At 44.8% G+C, this 17,202-nt stretch carries 20 protein-coding genes, 1 other RNA gene and 4 pseudogenes; 3 read left to right on the plus strand and 22 right to left on the minus strand.

The window, feature by feature from the left end:
• From rnhB to R1Y93_RS02995, 6 genes and pseudogenes are all read right to left on the minus strand, one after another.
• Nucleotides 1–767: pseudogene (gene rnhB / locus R1Y93_RS02970) on the minus strand (ribonuclease HII).
• Nucleotides 764–1,624, minus strand: coding sequence for a ribosome biogenesis GTPase YlqF (ylqF, locus tag R1Y93_RS02975; RefSeq protein ID WP_500821598.1), 861 nt, complete (start codon nt 1,622–1,624; stop codon nt 764–766). Before ylqF ends, rnhB begins: the two are co-directional and overlap by 4 nt.
• Nucleotides 1,625–1,730: 106 nt before the next feature.
• On the minus strand, nt 1,731–1,862 hold the full coding sequence (locus R1Y93_RS02980) for a S26 family signal peptidase (protein WP_500821581.1): 132 nt from the start codon (nt 1,860–1,862) through the stop codon (nt 1,731–1,733).
• Nucleotides 1,852–2,367: a signal peptidase I gene (gene lepB, locus R1Y93_RS02985; RefSeq protein ID WP_500821582.1), complete on the minus strand. Its 516-nt coding sequence runs from the start codon at nt 2,365–2,367 to the stop codon at nt 1,852–1,854. The genes R1Y93_RS02980 and lepB overlap by 11 nt, the downstream gene beginning before the upstream one ends.
• Before the next feature lie 138 nt (nt 2,368–2,505).
• Nucleotides 2,506–2,853: a 50S ribosomal protein L19 gene (gene rplS, locus R1Y93_RS02990; RefSeq protein WP_500821583.1), complete on the minus strand. Its 348-nt coding sequence runs from the start codon at nt 2,851–2,853 to the stop codon at nt 2,506–2,508.
• A 203-nt stretch (nt 2,854–3,056) separates the two neighbouring features.
• The gene (locus R1Y93_RS02995) at nt 3,057–3,743 is read right to left on the minus strand and encodes an energy-coupled thiamine transporter ThiT (protein WP_500821584.1); all 687 of its coding nucleotides are present in this window, start codon (nt 3,741–3,743) and stop codon (nt 3,057–3,059) included.
• A 511-nt stretch (nt 3,744–4,254) separates the two neighbouring features.
• Here R1Y93_RS02995 and R1Y93_RS03000 point away from each other — a divergent pair.
• The 3 genes and pseudogenes from R1Y93_RS03000 to R1Y93_RS03010 all read left to right on the plus strand — a co-directional run bounded on the left by R1Y93_RS03000 (nt 4,255) and on the right by R1Y93_RS03010 (nt 5,632).
• A pseudogene (locus R1Y93_RS03000) lies at nt 4,255–5,131 on the plus strand (methionyl aminopeptidase).
• Complete coding sequence (locus R1Y93_RS03005; protein WP_500821585.1) at nt 5,131–5,373, plus strand: hypothetical protein; 243 nt, start codon at nt 5,131–5,133, stop codon at nt 5,371–5,373. Before R1Y93_RS03000 ends, R1Y93_RS03005 begins: the two are co-directional and overlap by 1 nt.
• An 88-nt stretch (nt 5,374–5,461) precedes the next feature.
• Entirely contained in the window at nt 5,462–5,632 is a 171-nt protein-coding gene (locus tag R1Y93_RS03010; RefSeq protein WP_500821599.1) for a 4'-phosphopantetheinyl transferase superfamily protein, read from the plus strand.
• A 197-nt stretch (nt 5,633–5,829) separates the two neighbouring features.
• On the opposite strand, the gene R1Y93_RS03015 is transcribed toward R1Y93_RS03010, so the two are convergent.
• The 16 genes and pseudogenes from R1Y93_RS03015 to ssrS all read right to left on the minus strand — a co-directional run bounded on the left by R1Y93_RS03015 (nt 5,830) and on the right by ssrS (nt 16,988).
• A complete protein-coding gene (locus R1Y93_RS03015; protein WP_500821586.1) occupies nt 5,830–6,435 on the minus strand; it encodes an OmpA family protein in 606 nt (201 codons plus the stop codon).
• A complete protein-coding gene (locus R1Y93_RS03020; protein ID WP_500821587.1) occupies nt 6,389–6,778 on the minus strand; it encodes a hypothetical protein in 390 nt (129 codons plus the stop codon). The genes R1Y93_RS03015 and R1Y93_RS03020 overlap by 47 nt, the downstream gene beginning before the upstream one ends.
• 11 nt (nt 6,779–6,789) lie before the next feature.
• Nucleotides 6,790–8,415 (minus strand): anti-phage protein ZorA-like protein, encoded by a 1,626-nt coding sequence (locus tag R1Y93_RS03025; RefSeq protein ID WP_500821588.1) that lies wholly within the window; start codon nt 8,413–8,415, stop codon nt 6,790–6,792.
• A 217-nt stretch (nt 8,416–8,632) separates the two neighbouring features.
• On the minus strand, nt 8,633–9,241 hold the full coding sequence (locus R1Y93_RS03030; RefSeq protein WP_500821589.1) for a histidine phosphatase family protein: 609 nt from the start codon (nt 9,239–9,241) through the stop codon (nt 8,633–8,635).
• Complete coding sequence (locus R1Y93_RS03035; RefSeq protein WP_500821600.1) at nt 9,241–9,639, minus strand: phenylalanine--tRNA ligase subunit beta-related protein; 399 nt, start codon at nt 9,637–9,639, stop codon at nt 9,241–9,243. The genes R1Y93_RS03030 and R1Y93_RS03035 overlap by 1 nt, the downstream gene beginning before the upstream one ends.
• Nucleotides 9,634–10,209 (minus strand): annotated as a pseudogene (locus tag R1Y93_RS03040) (phenylalanine--tRNA ligase subunit beta); the annotation flags it as partial. The pseudogene R1Y93_RS03040 and the gene R1Y93_RS03035, both read right to left, overlap by 6 nt.
• Nucleotides 10,095–10,481: a hypothetical protein gene (locus R1Y93_RS03045; protein WP_500821590.1), complete on the minus strand. Its 387-nt coding sequence runs from the start codon at nt 10,479–10,481 to the stop codon at nt 10,095–10,097. The pseudogene R1Y93_RS03040 and the gene R1Y93_RS03045, both read right to left, overlap by 115 nt.
• A gap of 76 nt (nt 10,482–10,557) precedes the next feature.
• Nucleotides 10,558–10,920: a phenylalanine--tRNA ligase beta subunit-related protein gene (locus tag R1Y93_RS03050; RefSeq protein WP_500821591.1), complete on the minus strand. Its 363-nt coding sequence runs from the start codon at nt 10,918–10,920 to the stop codon at nt 10,558–10,560.
• Nucleotides 10,921–11,006: 86 nt separating this feature from the next.
• The gene (locus R1Y93_RS03055) at nt 11,007–11,465 is read right to left on the minus strand and encodes a hypothetical protein (protein ID WP_500821592.1); all 459 of its coding nucleotides are present in this window, start codon (nt 11,463–11,465) and stop codon (nt 11,007–11,009) included.
• Between the two features lie 11 nt (nt 11,466–11,476).
• The gene (locus R1Y93_RS03060; RefSeq protein ID WP_500821593.1) at nt 11,477–11,665 is read right to left on the minus strand and encodes a hypothetical protein; all 189 of its coding nucleotides are present in this window, start codon (nt 11,663–11,665) and stop codon (nt 11,477–11,479) included.
• A 36-nt stretch (nt 11,666–11,701) separates the two neighbouring features.
• Nucleotides 11,702–12,725 (minus strand): annotated as a pseudogene (pheS, locus tag R1Y93_RS03065) (phenylalanine--tRNA ligase subunit alpha).
• A 426-nt stretch (nt 12,726–13,151) separates the two neighbouring features.
• Nucleotides 13,152–14,162 (minus strand): YihY/virulence factor BrkB family protein, encoded by a 1,011-nt coding sequence (locus R1Y93_RS03070; RefSeq protein WP_500821594.1) that lies wholly within the window; start codon nt 14,160–14,162, stop codon nt 13,152–13,154.
• A gap of 116 nt (nt 14,163–14,278) precedes the next feature.
• Nucleotides 14,279–15,586 (minus strand): SpoIID/LytB domain-containing protein, encoded by a 1,308-nt coding sequence (locus tag R1Y93_RS03075; protein WP_500821595.1) that lies wholly within the window; start codon nt 15,584–15,586, stop codon nt 14,279–14,281.
• Nucleotides 15,587–15,657: 71 nt separating this feature from the next.
• Entirely contained in the window at nt 15,658–15,954 is a 297-nt protein-coding gene (locus R1Y93_RS03080; RefSeq protein ID WP_500821596.1) for an aldose epimerase family protein, read from the minus strand.
• Between the two features lie 49 nt (nt 15,955–16,003).
• Complete coding sequence (locus tag R1Y93_RS03085) at nt 16,004–16,717, minus strand: aldose epimerase family protein (RefSeq protein ID WP_500821597.1); 714 nt, start codon at nt 16,715–16,717, stop codon at nt 16,004–16,006.
• Between the two features lie 92 nt (nt 16,718–16,809).
• A non-coding RNA gene (ssrS, locus tag R1Y93_RS03090) (6S RNA) lies at nt 16,810–16,988 on the minus strand.
• Nucleotides 16,989–17,202 lie beyond the last annotated feature (214 nt).

Raw genomic sequence — 17,202 nt, forward strand, 5'->3', positions numbered from 1 at the left:
TCACTCGACTGAGATAAAATTTTTAATAAAGGTAGCCCTGTGTATTGGGGATGGCCCATACTTTTCAAGAGCCTGGATATGAGCCTGGGAACCATCTCCTTTATTGGAAGCAAAGCCATACTCCGGCATCACAGGATCGTATTCCTCCATCATCCGGTCCCTGGTAACTTTTGCCACAATACTTGCAGCGGCAATGGATACGCTTTTGGCATCTCCCTTGATAATAGATACCTGAGGAATCTCCACACCTGGGATCCTTACTGCGTCATTCAGAAGGATCTGGGGCTTTACAGATAATTTGCTGATCGCCTGACGCATCGCTTCATAGGTAGCCTGTAAGATGTTGATCTCATGGATACGTGCCACGGGCCTACAATGCCAAGCCCCACTGCCACTGCCTGGTCAAGGATCTGCTGATACAAGGCTTCTCTTTTCTTCGCAGAAAGCTGCTTAGAATCATTCAGATAAAGGATCTGGCAATCCCTGGGAAGGATAACGGCACAGGCCACTACCGGACCGGCAAGGGGTCCCCGTCCCACTTCATCAATTCCACACACATAACCCAGATGTTCGTATTTATGCTCATATACCTTCAGGGACTCTGTACGCACAAGCTCTGCCTGGTAAGCAGCCTCTTTTTTATGGTATTGCTCCAGAAGCTTCTGCACACCACTGCGGCTGTCGCTTCCATATTTCTCATAAAGTGCCGCCCATTCCTGCCGGCTGGCATTTTCAAATTCTCCTTTGATCTCCCCGATAGAACTCATGCTTTTTCCTCTTTCACCGGCGGCCACTCTACTGTGATCCTGCCCAGCCTGCCGGAACGAAAATCATCAAAAAGAATGCCAGATGCTTTTCCATAATCCAGCTCTTCTCCTCTTTTCAGACAGCCTCGCACTTTTGCAATGGCTTCCAGGATCTCCAAATCCATTCCTTCTTCCGGTACATCATATCTTTTATGAATGGCTCCCGGATAATACTCTCTTAAAAAACCGATCAGTTCCAGGGAAAGCTCTTCCATGTTCAGAATATCATCTTTAATGGATCCTACAAATGCCAGTCTTTTCCCTGTATCCGGATCCTCAAATTTAGGCCAGAGTATCCCCGGAGTATCAAGAAGCTCTACCCCTTTATTCAGACGGATCCACTGCTTCCCCTTTGTTACACCTGGCTTATTGCCGGTCTTTGCACAGGCTTTGCCTGCAAAGGTATTAATAAAGGTGGATTTGCCTACATTTGGGATGCCTGCTACCATGGCGCGGATCGGGCGGTTCTTGATCCCACGCCTTCTGTCTCTTTCGATCTTTTCCTTGCAGGCTTCCTGGATCACAGCCTGAATGGCCTTGATTCCTGCTCCATTTCTGGAATCCACCTTTACCACGTGAAAACCTTTTTCCTGAAAGTATTCCTTCCATCTTTCATTCTGCCTGTCATCTGCCAGATCTGCCTTATTCAAAAGGATCAGCCTTGCTTTATTCATTCCCAGCTGGTCAATATCCGGATTTCTGCTGGAAAGAGGCACTCTTGCGTCCACCAGTTCAATGATCAAGTCGATCAGACGGATATCCTCCTGCATCTGCCTTTTTGCCTTGGTCATATGACCAGGATACCAGTTAATATTGATTCTATTTTCACGATTATCCATTCTTATCATTCCATTCTTCCATTCATTTCAATCTTCAAAAATCACTCAAAAAAGCCCTCAAAATCATTCACATAAGCTTACAAATTCACTCAAAAAAGCCTATGGATTTCACAGGGTAAATCTTAAACCACAGTTTGCCGGTAATATATTTCTTATTTACCTTCCCGATGCTGCCATATCGGCTGTCCTCACTATTATTCCTGTTATCACCAAGCACAAAGTATTCTCCTGATTCCAGTGTGACCTGGGCTGGATGCCATCCCCGGATTACTGATCACAGGGAAATCCCTGCCCTCTTTGTAAGTCTCTCCATTGATCAGGATCTGCCCATCCACGATCTGCACAGTCTCTCCCGGAAGCCCGATCACCCTACGGATATGCAATGCTGCATCATCACTGGCATTTGTACGGAAAACGATCACATCTCCTCTTTTCGGGGAAGATACACGATAAATCACGCGATTCATAAAATATCTGTCTCCTACAGAGATGGTGGGCTCCATGGAGCTTTCCTGCATAGTCACAGACTGGAACATGGTGATCCCCACCAGTGCTGCAAAAGCCAGGGTCACAATAATTTCAAAAACCAGGCGCAATACCCCCCGGACCTTCTTATCTTCCAGTTTCTCTTTCGCTTCTGCTATAGATTTATTTTCTCTCCAGGTAGCCCGCCAGTTCTCCCATTTCTCCCTGGAGCGTTTCTTTCTTCTGTTTTTTAACATATTATTCAAATGCTCCTGTTTTTCGATTAGCTGTTACAGTATAACACACTGTGAACTGTAGAAGCAAGGAATCCGACAAAAAAATAACTGCCTCCGGAAATCAATCCGACGGCAGTCATTCTCATAATCAGGTATGGATTATCTGATGCGCTCTTTAACCTTAGCAGCCTTACCTACACGGTCTCTTAAGTAGTTAAGTTTTGCACGACGTACTTTACCGTGACGAATAACTTCTACACTCTTTACGTGTGGGGAATGAAGCGGCCATGTCTTCTCAACGCCAACACCATTGGAGCTCTTTCTTACTGTGAAAGTTGCTCTTGTGCTTCCGCCCTGTTTCTTTAATACTGTTCCCTCGAAAACCTGGATTCTCTCACGGTTTCCCTCTTTGATCAGTGCGTATACTCTTACAGTATCACCTACATTGAACTGAGGAACATCTGCTTTTAACTGTTCTGCTTCGATGTTTTTGATAATGTCGTTCATGTTCTTTCTCCTATTCTTCTATTGGATGTTCTTAATACACATGAGGTAACAGAGGACCATCTTTTTTCACAACATGATTGATTATACTATAGAACTCCTGCCATTGCAAGAGTTTTTTCTATGGTTTCACTATTATAATAAGCCGCCGGACAAGGGTTCCGACGGCTGTTATGGATTTGGATAGATTCAATATCATTATTTATTTATGCGTTCTGCTCTCCCGGTACAGTCACCATCTTGCGAACCTGAACCAGTGCTTTTGAAACAGCCGGAATAGAGATCAGGATCAATGTTATAACTCCCTCAGCAAGAATGTAGCTATAGTTGTAAACGATAGGATAAATAGCAGATAATGACTTCGGATAATTCTCAGGCATGTAGCTCATCCAGTACAAATATCCGCCCAGAACATGAAATGCACCTCTGGCAAGAATCGCTGCCACATATGCTTTCTGCAGGCCGTATTTCTTTGATTTTGAGAAAAATCCTGCAATACCCATAGCGCCAAATGCCAGGATATAATCACAGCATACCTGGAAAAAGCTAAGTACATATGGCTCCTGCAGGAACTGGAAGATACCATAAACAAGACCTGTCAGAATACCGATCTTAGGTCCATACCAATATCCAATGAGTACGATAAAAAGCATGCTGCATAAGGTCACAGAGCCACCAAATGGCAGAGAAAATACCTTAAGGTAAGATGTGGCATAAGCAAGGGCAAGTGCCACTGCACAGGTTACAAGCTGCTGTGTAGTCAGCTTTCCTGAAGAGCTTTTCTTATGGAAAAGCACAGCTGCGATCACTACCAGGATCACCATGGCAGCAATACTGGTTACATAGCCGGCAGTGGTCAGCCCACCATCAGCGGTTACTAAAAAATCCATCATTTGTTTTCCTCCTTACGTTGGCATTATCCAAATCAAGTTAAAAGGTCGAAGCCTCCGGTCACCGGAAGGATGTCCTCCCTGGTGATTGCTTCCTCTCAGCCTGCGCCTGCAAGCTCCCTTGGTTCGTTCTACAGTATAGCACACCCCTCCACTTCACACAACACAATTTTCACCCTCTGTAAAAGACCGTAAACGATAAATTGTTACTGTTCACTCCGTTCACAGCAACTTGGTCAAAATCCATTCCATATCACCTTCGGTGATGGGATTTTGCCCCGTATGTCTCGGGATTTTGCCATATACATGGCAAAACACCTCGCAGAATATTACCTGTGAACAGTAGCGATAAATTTCCTCTCATATCATATATTTTCCTTTCATATCGGATTTTACTTTACCTCTGAATTGTGATATTCTATTTTCTGGATAAAATGATTTTGATGTCAAAACGCCAAAATCATGAGAACACCGAACAGTTACACCATATATCATCGGATAAGGAGAGAGTAAAATGTCTTTAAAAATAGGAAGAAATGACCCCTGCTGGTGCGGAAGCGGTAAAAAATACAAAAAGTGCCACGAAGCATTTGATGAAAAGCTGGAACAAATGAAGCAAAAAGGTTATCCGGTACTTGACCACAACCTGATCAAAACCCCGGAACAGATTGAGAAGATCAAAGAAAGCTGTAAGATCAATATTGCCGTGCTGGATTACGTGGCTGAGCACATCCGCCCAGGCATTACCACCCAGGAGATTGATGACTGGGTACATGAAGAGACCATCCGCCACGGCGGGATCCCAGCCCCGCTGAATTATGAAGGCTATCCAAAGAGTGTATGCACCTCCATTGACCAGGTGGTTTGCCACGGGATCCCATCCACAGATGTAGTACTGAAAGAAGGAGATATTGTCAATGTAGATGTTTCCACCATTTATAATGGGTATTTTTCTGATTCCTCACGTATGTTCTGTATCGGAAATGTAAGCCCTGAAAAAGAAAAGCTGGTAAAGGTTGTAAAAGAATGTGTAGAGATCGGCATTTCACAGGTAAAGCCCTGGACACCAATCGGGAATATGGGGCACGCCGTTCACCAGCATGCGCTCGAAAATGGTTACTCAGTCGTAAAAGAAATCGGCGGCCATGGCATAGGATTGGAATTTCATGAGGATCCATGGGTAAGCTACACTTCAGAAGAAGGAAGCGGTGTACTGATGGTTCCAGGCACTGACGTTTACCATTGAGCCAATGGTAAATATGGGATCTGATGAAGTTTACACTGATGAGACGGATGACTGGACAGTGCGTACCTGTGACGGACAGCCTTCTGCCCAGTGGGAAGTCACCGTGCTGGTAACAGAAAGCGGATGCGAGGTGATCTGCTGGTAATGAACCATAAGATTCAATGTTTGATCACATCTGTTGATAATTTTAAGGATCCAAAGTTATTTCAGCAAGGACTGGCACTGCTTCCGGATTTCGGTTCCTGGAAGGAACGGAAAGAATCCATTTCCCGGCTGCGCCGCCAGGAAAGCCGTCTGGAAAGCCTTGGGGCAGGGCTTATGCTCCGTACTCTTCTTCTGAAAAAACAGTCTTCCACTGGAGGCTCTTTCTGTTTCCGAAAAGGGTAAGCCATTCCTGAAAGATCATGATTTTCATTTTAATCTTTCCCACAGCAACGGGTACGTAGTCTGTGCTTTTGGCTCTGCCCCCTGTGGGATCGATATCCAGAAGGAAAGGGAAGACCGTTCCAATATCGCCCGTATTTTCTTTACTGAATCTGAATATGCCCTTGTACAGGAACATGGTGTCTCCATGTTTACAAGGATCTGGGCGCTAAAGGAAAGCTATGTAAAATATAAAGGGGAAGGGTTTATCCCCTCCCCCTGAAATCCTTTCAGGTTTATCCCGGTTCTTATGACATCCTTTCTGATGATTCTAAATGGGGCCGGCTTTCCACCTGTATTTCTACTATATATTCTGCGGACAGAACCTGCCAGGCCCGGGAATTTGCATTTGATGATTACCGGATCGCTGTATGCTCTGCACTTGCCACAGAGCCTAATATCCACCGGCTTTCTACGGAATCACTCTTGGGCATTATCTGATGAAGCCTGATCTGCAGTCATAATGCTGCTCAGTTCATCGATCATCTCATCATCCTTCAGACGGAACTTAACTTCTACACGACGGGAAGCATCCTTGTCTACATTGCCATCCGCATCCAGGATAGGATTGGCCATGGAATGACCGTTGACTGTAAGATAATCCTGCAGATCAATTGTCTGGTCAGATGTAAGAAATTCTCCCTGGATTTCCAGCAGATACTGGGCAACTGCCAGGGATCTGCGCTGGGAAAGCTCCAGGTTATAAGCATAATCTCCATCTGTATCAGTATAACCATCAATAATGATCTCTGCCAGATAAGACTTGTAGCTGTCTTCCAGAAGTACCTTGCAGTAAATCGGCAGAACACTGCGAAGGGCTGTCTTTCCCTCTTCTGTAAGCTCTGCATCATCATAAGCAAAAAGGACGCTGGCATCCAGTGTTAATGCTCCTGTCTGGGAATCAATATTTACATTCAGGTTATTCTTGGCAAATTCCTGCTGCAGGGACTCAACAACCTCTGCCTTTACACCGATGATATTATCGATCTTGGCCTGCTGGGTGCTGATCAGCTCGAGTTTTCTCATCCAGATCCACCTGCTGCTGTGCCAGGGCTGCTTCCTGTTCCTTAAGCTTCTGTGCCTGCTCTGCCAGCTGCTGTGCCAGGGCTGTCAGCTTCTCATCCTGTGTCTTCAGCTTTGCATCCTGATCGTCCAGGGTATTCTGCTGTGCAGTGATCTCAGCAATATAATTGGCCTGCATCTCATTCTTCTCTTGCTGCTCTTTAATACTCTCGTCATAACTCTTCTGCGCCTGGAAAAGGGTTACGCACATGATCAGTACGAAGAGAAGCAATACACCACACATCATATCGGAATAGGAGCGCCAGATATTAAAGCTTCCATCCTCTGATTTTCTTTTCTTGTGCATGATTCTCTCCTTTATTTAAATAAACCAAATTTTCCTTTCTGTGCTCCTTTGGAAAGCTCTTTGATATTCCTGGAAATCTCCTCCAGAACTGCCTGCTGGTCTGCTGCCTGCTGCTCCATCAGCTTCTCCATTCTGTCCATGGCCTCCTGGCTGCTGCCGCCGCTCATCAGGTAAACACTTCTGTCACCTACTGCCGAAAGCTCAGAAAGCAGTCTGCGTACCTGTTCCATGGTCTTATAGGACTGCTGCTGATATCTGGTAAATTCCTGAAGCTCTCTGCCCAGCTGCTCAACAAGCCTGCTGTTTGATACCAGAAGATCTGTACCAGCCTGGTTGGATGCAGTAGCCTTCTCCATACCAGCAGCTGCTGTCTCCACATATTTCTGCATAGCCTGGTTACATGCTACCCAGAATTTGGCTGCAGACTTCTCTGCATCCTTCATATAATCTACCACATGCTGATAATCCTGCTGCTGGATCTTCTGGATCTCCCGGTTCTCCTGGGTAATCCTTGTAGCTGTATCCAAATAGCGGCTGGAAATACCTCCAAGCTCTGTAACCATATCCCGCATAGCCTTTTCCTGCTTCTCATAGGACTGGCCCAGCTGCTGGCTCATGGTCTGATAAAGTGCAGTGGTATAGGCTGTATTCTCCTTCTGTGCCTGCTTCAGGCTGGCAAGAGCCTCATTAAATCCGGAAAATTCCGTGTCAAAAGATCCGCGCATCTGCTTCAGGAACTCCTGAAGGATATCCCTTACAGCATCCTGCTGACATCTTGTCACAGACGCCACCAGCATATCCAGAGAATCATTCATCTTCTGGAAGGTAGGTGTGATCACCTTTTCAAAGCTGTCTGCCATCTGCACAGAAAACTGCTCTGCCATCTGGGCCATAGCCTTTGTCTGCATCTTCTGGCTGGAAAGGAGAAGATTCCTGGCTTCATTCTCAGCAGTGGGCATCACGTATGCATGGAACTTCTCAAGGAAATTCTGAAGATTCTGAGACATAAAGGAATATTCCCTCTTCATTCCCCAGGAATAAGTAATGGAAAATGCAATACCATAAATAGATGTAAGGAATGCTACCTTAATACCATCTACCAGTGAAGATACGGAAGTTGTCATAGCCTCATAATTGGTAGGCTGGAAATTGTTAAGTCCCCATACAAGGCCAATGAAAGTACCTAAAATACCAAGGCTGGTAAAAATATCCGGTACCATCTCCAAAAGTCTTTTATGTATATGGATATCCAGTTCATCATCATTGATATACTCTTCAATATCCCCAATGCCTTCCTTGCTCTGGCTGATGCTTTCGGAGAAATTGCCCATCTTCTTGTCAAGGTAACGGTCATCAAACAGCTCGTCCAGATATGCCAGATTCTTGGTGTCTGTCTTACCAGGGGTCTTAAAAATATTTGTCAGCTCATCTGCCGCCCTGTGAAAGGCTTCTCCCAGATTGTCCATACGAAACATACCGCCAAACAATGTGATCATATAGATCACGGACATTGTACCAAGGAAAATAAAATTATAGATTAGTACGCTGGGTGTTCCCTTTGCAACGTAGACAGTCATCCCGGCTGCAGCTGCTAACACCAGCACAAACAGAAGTGTATTTGTTGTCTTTTTTGCCATGTTGTACCTCCTTTTGGCTGCTTTTTATGGTAAAGATGCTAAAAACCACATTTTTTATCATAATATCACAAATTCCAAAACAGGACAAGGTATAACAGTGAAAAAGGAATTTCTGCCTTTTCAGGCAAAAATCCCCTTTTCCTAATTCTCTGTTTTTAATTCTCTGTTTTTAACTCTCTGTTCTTAATTCTTTATGCTTTATGAAGCATTTCTGCCATCAGGCATAAACCTTGTCTTCTTCCAAAAAACGCGCATTTTTGTCTTTTACTTCCACCAGATTGATACTGCAGTTCGGCGGCACACAGCCATGCCAGAAATGCTCCGGATCCGGATATAGATTCTGTAAAAGAGCCCTTACTGCACATCCATGAGAAGAAACAAGGATGGTTTTATCGGAAAGCTGTGGATCACTTGTTTTTTCCAGCCAGAAATCCCTGGTTCTTGCAAGTACATCCTTCAGACTTTCTCCTCCTTTTGGCTTCTGGAAGTGAACAGGATCATTAAAAAATACTTCCATCTCCTTGCTGATCGCATGACCGTCTTTGTCCAGCCACACTACGCCCTCCAGAACACCAAAGTCAATCTCCTGAATCCTTTTATCCAGGATCATGGGAATCTTTCGTTCTCCAAGTACTGCCTCAGCTGTCTGTCTTGCACGAAGGAGGGGACTTGAAAAACAAAGGTCAAATTTCACATCCTTCAATGCTTCCCCGGTCCGCCTGGCCAGGGAAATCCCGGCTTCATCCAGGGAAATATCTGCGCTTCCCTGGATCTTATGAAGATGATTCCATGTTGTTTCCCCATGGCGGATAATATACATCAGCATCAGCTTCTAAGCTGGATCCCAAGATCCTCAAGTCCGTTCAGGATCTTCTTCATCGCTGCCGAGATCTCACTTTCCTCAAGAGTCTTGTCATTAGCTCTAAATACAAGAGAGTATGCCATGGACTTATAACCTGCCTGGATCTGGCTGCCCTCGTATATATCAAACAGCTGGTAGCTTTCCAGGATCTTTCCGCCTCTCTGGATCAGTACATTCTCAATCTGGCCTGCCAGAACCTGATGAGGCACTACAAGACTTAAATCACGGGATACTGCCGGATATTTGGCAATTCCTGTGTATTTGTGGTTAAATCCTGCAAATTCCAGAACACTTAAGATATCGATCACAGCAATATATGCCCTTTCACCAATGCCATAGGCATCTGCTGTCAGAGGATGCACTTCTCCCAGATATCCTACTTTCTTGCCTTCATAAATCATATCTGCCTGACGTCCTGGGTGAAGGTACGGCTTCTTGCTCCTGGAGGCACATCAATACTCTACTGTCTCCTTCTCTTCATGCCTGCTTTTTCAAAAAATTCCTCGGCATACACCCTTCATATCGAAGAAGTCACCTTTGCCATACATTCCAAGTGTAAACAGTGTACGCTCATCCGGAAGCTCCGTAAGAGGAAGTGCTTTAGGAAGATAAACATTTCCCAGCTCATACAGTCTTACATCTTTATTTCTCCGGTTATAATTGGTAGCCAGTGAAGAAAGCATACCGTTTAAGGTGCTGGTACGCATAATGCTGTAATCCTCGCCCAGCGGATTGCTGATGGTAATGGCGCTGCGAAGCATATGATCTTCTGGCAGACGCAATTTATCAAATACCTTAGGACTTTCAAAGGAATATGTCATTCCCTCTGAGAATCCGCAGTACTCTGCAATATCCCTTGCAACACTCTCAATGCGAAGCTTAAACGGAAGTCTTCCTGTAGTAGCTTCTCCAGTAGGAAGTGTAGTAGGGATCTTGTCATATCCAAAGAATCTTGCAACCTCCTCAGCCACATCTGCCATACAGTGGATATCCTGCGGAAGGTAGGTGCGACCATCTCGTCAGAAGCTTCATCATAGGTAAGCTCTACTTTTGCAAGGTAGCCAAGCATTTCCTCTTTTGTAAGGCTGGTGCCCAAAAGTGCATTAATACGGTCAGGCTCAAATTTGACCCTGGAAGGAAGACGTACTTCGTTACATACATCTACCATACCGCCTACAACCTCTCCTGCTCCCAGTTCTTCCATCAGCTGGCATGCACGGTCAATGGCTGCCTGTGCATTGTTTGGATCCAGGCCTTTCTCGAATTTACCTGGATAATTGCTAATTCCTTATCTTCTTAGAGGACAGACGGATATTTGTTCCGTTAAAGCAGGCTGCCTCAAAAAGAACAGTGTGAACATTGTCTGTGATCATAGAATTTTCGCCACCCATGATACCTGCAATGCCAACAGGCTTTTTACCGTCACAGATCATCAGAACAGAATCATCCATGGTGCGCTCTTGTCCATCCAGAGTAACAAACTTCTCGTCTTTTGCAGCTCTGCGTACAACGATCTCCCTGCCTTCAATGTGCTCAAGATCGTAAGCATGCATTGGCTGTCCATATTCTTCCATTACATAATTTGTAATATCTACCAGATTATTGATAGGACGGATCCCATTGGAAGCAAGACATCTCTGCATCCACTTTGGTGAGGTCTGATCTTAACGTTTTTTACCACTCTTGCACAGTATCTGGTGCAAAAGCTCCGGATCCTGTACCGTTACTTTTACATAATCAGAGCATTTTCATGATTCCCTGTAGCCTTCACTTCCGGAGGGCAGAATTTCTTGTCAAAAGTAGCTGCTGCTTCTCTTGCAATTCCCAGTACTCCATAGCAGTCCACACGGTTGGATGTGATCTCATATTCAAAAACCACATCATCAAGGCCAAGAGCTTTGATGGCACTTTCCCCTACTTTTGCATCTTCAGGGAAAATATAGATACCATATTCCGGTGCTTCCGGATACATTTCACGGCTGCTGCCCAGTTCCTCGATAAAGCACATCATACCACAGGACTCTACCCCACGAAGCTTGCCTTTTTTGATCTTAATCCCACCAGGAGTCATCTTTCCATCATGACCTCCGGCCACTCTTCCTCCGTCCAGAACAACCGGAACCTTATCCCCTTCTTTTACATTAGGAGCACCAGTAACGATCTGTATGGTTTCATTACCAATATTCACCTGGCAGATGATCAGTTTATTCTGACATTGGTGTCGTCAATCTTTGTGATCTGTCCGATCACGATCTTATCCAGGTCAGCATCCAGCTTTTCAAAGCCTTCTACCTTTGTTCCTGAAAGAGTCATTGCATCTGTATATTCCTGTGCTGTCACATCCAGATCCGGCACATACATTTTTATCCAGGATAATGAAGTATTCATCTGTATATTAACCTCCGTTTACTATGGTTTCCCTTTTTAGAACTGTTTTAAGAATCGGATATCATTCTCATACAGCAGACGCATATCATCGATCTCATATTTCAGCAATGCGATACGTTCCAGACCTACACCAAATGCAAAGCCTGTATATTCATCCGGATCAATCCCGCACATACGCAGCACATTAGGATGAACTGTACCGCAGCCAAGGATCTCTATCCAGCCGGAGCCTTTGCAGAAACGGCAGCCCTTGCCTCCGCACTTAAAGCAAGAAACATCCACCTCTGCACTTGGCTCTGTAAACGGGAAATGATGAGGACGGAATTTGGTCTTAGTTTCCGGTCCGAAAAGCTCCTTGGCAAATTCCTCCAGTGTTCCCTTAAGATCTGCAAAAGTAATATTTTTATCCACAACAAGACCTTCGATCTGATGGAAGGATGGTGAATGGGTAGCATCTACTTCATCTGAACGGAATACCCTTCCAGGTGCGATCATACGGATAGGCAGCTTACCCTTCTCCATAGTACGTGCCTGTACCGGAGAGGTCTGGGATCTGAGCAGAATGGAGTCTGTAATAAAAAATGTATCCTGTTCGTCTCTTGCCGGATGGTCTTCCGGAATATTCAGCTTTGTAAAGTTATAATCTGCATATTCCACTTCCGGGCCTTCTACTACCTCATAGCCCATTCCAATAAAGATACGCTCTACCTCTTCCAGGGCAATGGAATTGGGGTGACGATGTCCCAGCTTTGCTCTTTTTGCAGGAAGAGTCACATCGATCACTTCTGCTTTCATTTTCTCTTCACGGACAGCTTCTTCCAGTTTCTGCTTGGACTCTTCCAAGCAGAGCCTCGATCTTGGCTTCTTGTCTCATTTACAAGCTGTCCTACCTTTGGACGTTCCTCCTGGCTTACATCCTTCATGCCCTTTAAAATCGCTGTCAATTCACCTTTTTTACCAAGATATGCCACTCTGACTTCATTTAATTTGTCCAGGCCTTCTGAATCTTCGATTCTTTTCCTGGCAATTCTCCAGCCAGTTCCTGGAGTCTTTCTTTCATATCCATAACCTTATCTCCTTTTTTGGTTTTTAAGCACATATGGGAAACTTCTACGTAATGTTTAAATTACATAAAAAAAGCCCCATCCCAAAAGGGACGGAGCATACTTCCGCGGTACCACCCTGATTCCTGTTGTAAACAGGCTCTCTGATCTGTTTAACGCACAGCTTACGTCACTTCCTACTGTCTGATCACCTAACCTCCAGTACCATCCTGGGACTGGGTCTTATCATGACGACCAGTATACTTCAGAAATGCGGCTCCAGTGGGAAACTGAGAAACGATCTGAACTTAAGGGGGCTTACAGCCGGTGGCTCCCTCTCTCTGTAAGAAAATCATTTCCTGAAACACTTTCTATGCCTTTTCATGTTACTGTCCACAGCAACTTTTCATCATTTCATACTATGCCACACCACTTCTCATCTGTCAAGAGGGATCTTTCTCTTTCCCTGCATCAAAGTTACCTTTCTCTATATCAGCAACAGGCTTCTCTTTCTCTATATCAGCAATAGCCTTCTCTTTCCCTGCATCAGAAAGAGCTTTTTCTTTTCCATCATCATTTTCTGCTTTTTCTCTGTTCAGCATCTCCCGCATGGATGCCTGTGCCATCCTGAACTGCTTTTCAAAGTAAGCATTGATCTCTGCGCCACACAGTACAAGATACATACAGCTATACAGCCAAAGCATCAGCATGATCAATGCTGTCAGGCTTCCGTACATATTGCTGATATTTGGAAAAATCTCAAAATATAAAGAAAAGAAAAACGAAAAAACAGACCACCCTACTGCGATCATAAGTGCTCCCGGTGCCTGGCTTTTCATGGTTGCCCGCCTGTTTGGAAGGACTTTATAAAGAAACAGGAACACAAGAAAAAGCACACCAAAAACCAGCAGAGTCCTTGCCCCGATAATACTGCCGATCAGCTTTCCAAGTACTGGTATATATTTGGAAGATGCTGCCTGGATCTTATTGCCAAGTACAAGAAGCAGCAAAGAAACGATCAGTGCCACTCCGAAAAGCAAAGTATATAGAACTGCATAAATCCTGTTCAGCAGCCAGTTACGTGTCTCCTTCACATGATAGATGGTATTCAAACCATTGGTAAGGGACTGCATGGCTTTTCCTGCGGACCATAAAGCCAGAAGTGCGGAAATCGGCACAACTGCAGCGCTTCGGTTATATACCTCTGCTACGATCAACAGCACGAAATTCTGAAGACTTTCCGGCATAAATCCACGGATCGCATCACTGACCACATTGTAGGTCAATGGTGTATATTGTATCAGAGTTGTTAAAAAAAGCAGAAATGGAATAAAGGACATGATCATAAAGTAGGCAGCCTGTGCAGCATAGGCTCCCACATGATCCCCATTGATCCGCTCCACAAACCCTAAAAGCAGCTTAGGGATATTCTGTTTTTCCTTTTTCTCATCCATACATCTGCTCCTGAAAATTTTCTTGTATCATATCATGAAATAATTATTCTGACAAGAGAGCCGCCTATCAGCAGTTAATCTGTAAGCAGCCTATCGGCAATTAATCTGAGAGCAGCCTATCGGCTGGTAATCTGAATTTCATTGAAAAAATATTCCAGGATCTCCCTCCAGGTAAAACCTTCTGCTGCCATCTGATCTGCCCCGCTCTGGCTCATTCCAACTCCATGTCCATATCCCTTTCCCCGGATGTATACTACACTGCCTGCCTTCTGCTCCATGGTAAAATATGCACTTGGCAATAGGTTTCCGCCAGCTGTTGTGCTGCCGTCATGCTGGATGATCTGGCAGCCTGCCGGTGTGAGGAAACTTCGCACATCGTATTCTCCTTCTACAAGAAAGCTTCCAAGATCTGTATTTACAGTCAATCCTGTAACTGCACCGCTTTCACTTTTCTTTGTGACAAGCAGCCCCTGCAGCTTTCCCTTGTTGTACAAGGCTGTACTGTCCGCAAGCTTTTCCCAGGGAATATCCACTTTCCAGCTGCCCCAGGGCTGATCCTGATCAAACCTGCAGGCAACGCTTTTCAGATATGGAGCAGCACTGTCTGCTCCCCAGATCTGGTCTGTACTGGTTGTCCCCGCAGAGGTTGAAAAATAATATGCCTGGATCAGTTCTCCATTGTGTGTCATGACCTGCCCTTTTGTACATGCCACTGCATCGTCCGTGGTTTCTGCCTGCGCCTGATTCTGATAAACCTGAAAATTTACACTGTCATCTACATCTGCCCCATATTTCTCCAGGCAGCTATCTTCCATCTGTTTCCATGCATAAGTTCTGGCACAAACTGCCTGAGCCTTCAAGGCCTCCTGATGATAGGAAGAAGGCATTTCACTTGGTACCACCCCTTCCAGATAAGTTTCCAACGACAGCTCATTGATCAAATACAATGCTTCCTGATTTTCGGCCTTCTTGATCTTCAGTATCCCCTTGTAGGTAGGATTCCCATAATTTCTCTGTATGGATGTGACAGTGATCCCTTCGTCTCCTCCATCCAGCGTTATGATTTCCCCTGGTTTTCCCAGATCTTCCGCTGTATAGGATACCGCTTTCCCCTGGATCAGCACAGATACTTTAGTATGCTGGTAAGTATCATACCCGGAATCCATAAGCAATACCCGGATCTTTGGCTCCACCTTTTCTGTTTCCCTGGTTGCAGGCTGCTGTGTGATTTGGATCATGTTTTCCTTTGTGTTTGTTTGGATTATTTTTTCCTTTGTGTTTGTCTTCATAGCTTCCTGCGCCTTGTCTTTCAGGCTTTCATCTTTCATATGGATCAGAAGTGCTTCACCTGCAAGCATCAAACAGGCAAGAAGAGAAACTGCAAACATGATCTTTTTGTATGTTTTTCCTGATATTTTATGCATAAAAAAGGCTCCTCATATACCTAGTATATGAAAGAGCCTTAGAAAATAGAATGTGTCCTTGCACACTCAAATCATTTTACACGGAAAGCAAAAGTAGTTACAGAGGAATATAACTGCCCTTCCTCCAGGATGGGAGAATGGAAATTCTCTACATTTACAGCATTTGGTTCTACCTGCGTTTCCAGGCAGAAGCCATTCCTCTTGGTATATGTATGATCACATTTGCCCTTGATCGGCGGCTGGATAAAATTGCCTGCATAGAACTGAACACAGGGACAGTCAGAAGCCACATCCATCACAATACCGCTTTCCTGGCAATAGGCGCTGGCGATCAGACGGCAGTTCCCTTTTGCATAGTTGTCTGTCACATAATTGTGGTCATATCCGCCGGTAAAGTGAAGCTGCTCAAAGTCCGCCTCAATGTCCTGTCCGATCCTCTTGAGGATGATTAAAATCCATAGGAGTACCCTCTACAGGAGCGTATTCACCGGTAGGAATCGACTCCCGATCTACAGGCGTATAGAATTTGCTGTGGATGGTAAGGAACTGATCCAGCACATCTCCACTGCCTTCCCCGCCAAGATTGAAATAGGAATGATTGGTGATATCGGCACCTGTATCTCTGTCACAGATCCCTGCATAATGGATACGCAGCTCATTTGCATCTGTAAACTCGTATTTTACGGATACCTTAAACTCTCCTGGGAAACCATTCTCATTGTCCGGACTGACCCTTGTAAAAGTAACCGACTGCTTCTCCTGGGAGATCTCTGTAGCCTTCCACATTTTCGTTTCAAATCCATCAGGACCACTGTGCAAATTATTCCCGTTCTCATTGGCAGCAAGTCTGATCTCCTTACCAAAAAGATTGAACTTCGCACCACCGATACGGTTGCAGTTACGTCCTACCACAACACCGAAGAAAAACGGATTCTCCTCATACTGCTTCACATTATCAAAACCAAGAACAACATCTGTAAGCACACCATCCCTGTCAGGCACACATACCTTTACCAGAACTGCTCCCAGCTCTGTAACCTCCACATAAGCACCGGATGCATTCTCAAGATGATAGATCAGCACATCCTGGCCTGTTGAAAGTTCACCGAATTTTCGTTCTGTTACGCCCATCTTCTTCCCTCCTGCGAATCAATAAAAAAGAAGCCGCTGCACAGGCTCCACTTACTGTGTATGCCCATCATGCAACGGCCCTGTAATTTTCTGTAGGTCCCAGAATGCCGTTCCCTTCTTTTTGACGCCTAGCCTGCGGCCAGGTGGGTGTCCCTCAACAGTCCTTCTGCCTACCACAGCGAGAGGTCTGACATCCAAACTGCGATCTTGGAGTCCCTTAATGTCAATGTAGGTTCAAAAATAAAAGGGTGCTCGCACATTCCAGGATACTGTTTCTTTTCTGAAATTCATTATACTCTAGTATATGCCCTTTTTCAACAGAAAATACAAGTATTTTTATGTTTTTTATGACTTATTGCACAATTTGCTGACAATCCTTATAATAGATTCTTCTTAATTGATTCTATTGATTCTTTTAACTGATCCCATTTAATTTCTGGTACAAATCCTTTGCATAGGTGTCTGTCATACCTGAAATAAAATCT

Source organism: Blautia sp. HA3515, assembly GCF_059933065.1.

Coding starts and splice junctions, on each gene's coding strand:
- lepB (WP_500821582.1), bottom strand. CDS start 2,367: ATGTTAAAAAACAGAAGAAAGAAACGCTCCAGGGAGAAATGGGAGAAC.
- rplS (WP_500821583.1), bottom strand. CDS start 2,853: ATGAACGACATTATCAAAAACATCGAAGCAGAACAGTTAAAAGCAGAT.
- R1Y93_RS02995 (WP_500821584.1), bottom strand. CDS start 3,743: ATGATGGATTTTTTAGTAACCGCTGATGGTGGGCTGACCACTGCCGGC.
- R1Y93_RS03005 (WP_500821585.1), top strand. CDS start 5,131: ATGAACCATAAGATTCAATGTTTGATCACATCTGTTGATAATTTTAAG.
- R1Y93_RS03015 (WP_500821586.1), bottom strand. CDS start 6,435: ATGAGAAAACTCGAGCTGATCAGCACCCAGCAGGCCAAGATCGATAAT.
- R1Y93_RS03020 (WP_500821587.1), bottom strand. CDS start 6,778: ATGCACAAGAAAAGAAAATCAGAGGATGGAAGCTTTAATATCTGGCGC.
- R1Y93_RS03025 (WP_500821588.1), bottom strand. CDS start 8,415: ATGGCAAAAAAGACAACAAATACACTTCTGTTTGTGCTGGTGTTAGCA.
- R1Y93_RS03030 (WP_500821589.1), bottom strand. CDS start 9,241: ATGCTGATGTATATTATCCGCCATGGGGAAACAACATGGAATCATCTT.
- R1Y93_RS03045 (WP_500821590.1), bottom strand. CDS start 10,481: ATGGAAGAACTGGGAGCAGGAGAGGTTGTAGGCGGTATGGTAGATGTA.
- R1Y93_RS03050 (WP_500821591.1), bottom strand. CDS start 10,920: ATGCAGAGATGTCTTGCTTCCAATGGGATCCGTCCTATCAATAATCTG.
- R1Y93_RS03060 (WP_500821593.1), bottom strand. CDS start 11,665: ATGAATACTTCATTATCCTGGATAAAAATGTATGTGCCGGATCTGGAT.
- R1Y93_RS03070 (WP_500821594.1), bottom strand. CDS start 14,162: ATGGATGAGAAAAAGGAAAAACAGAATATCCCTAAGCTGCTTTTAGGG.
- R1Y93_RS03075 (WP_500821595.1), bottom strand. CDS start 15,586: ATGCATAAAATATCAGGAAAAACATACAAAAAGATCATGTTTGCAGTT.
- R1Y93_RS03085 (WP_500821597.1), bottom strand. CDS start 16,717: ATGGGCGTAACAGAACGAAAATTCGGTGAACTTTCAACAGGCCAGGAT.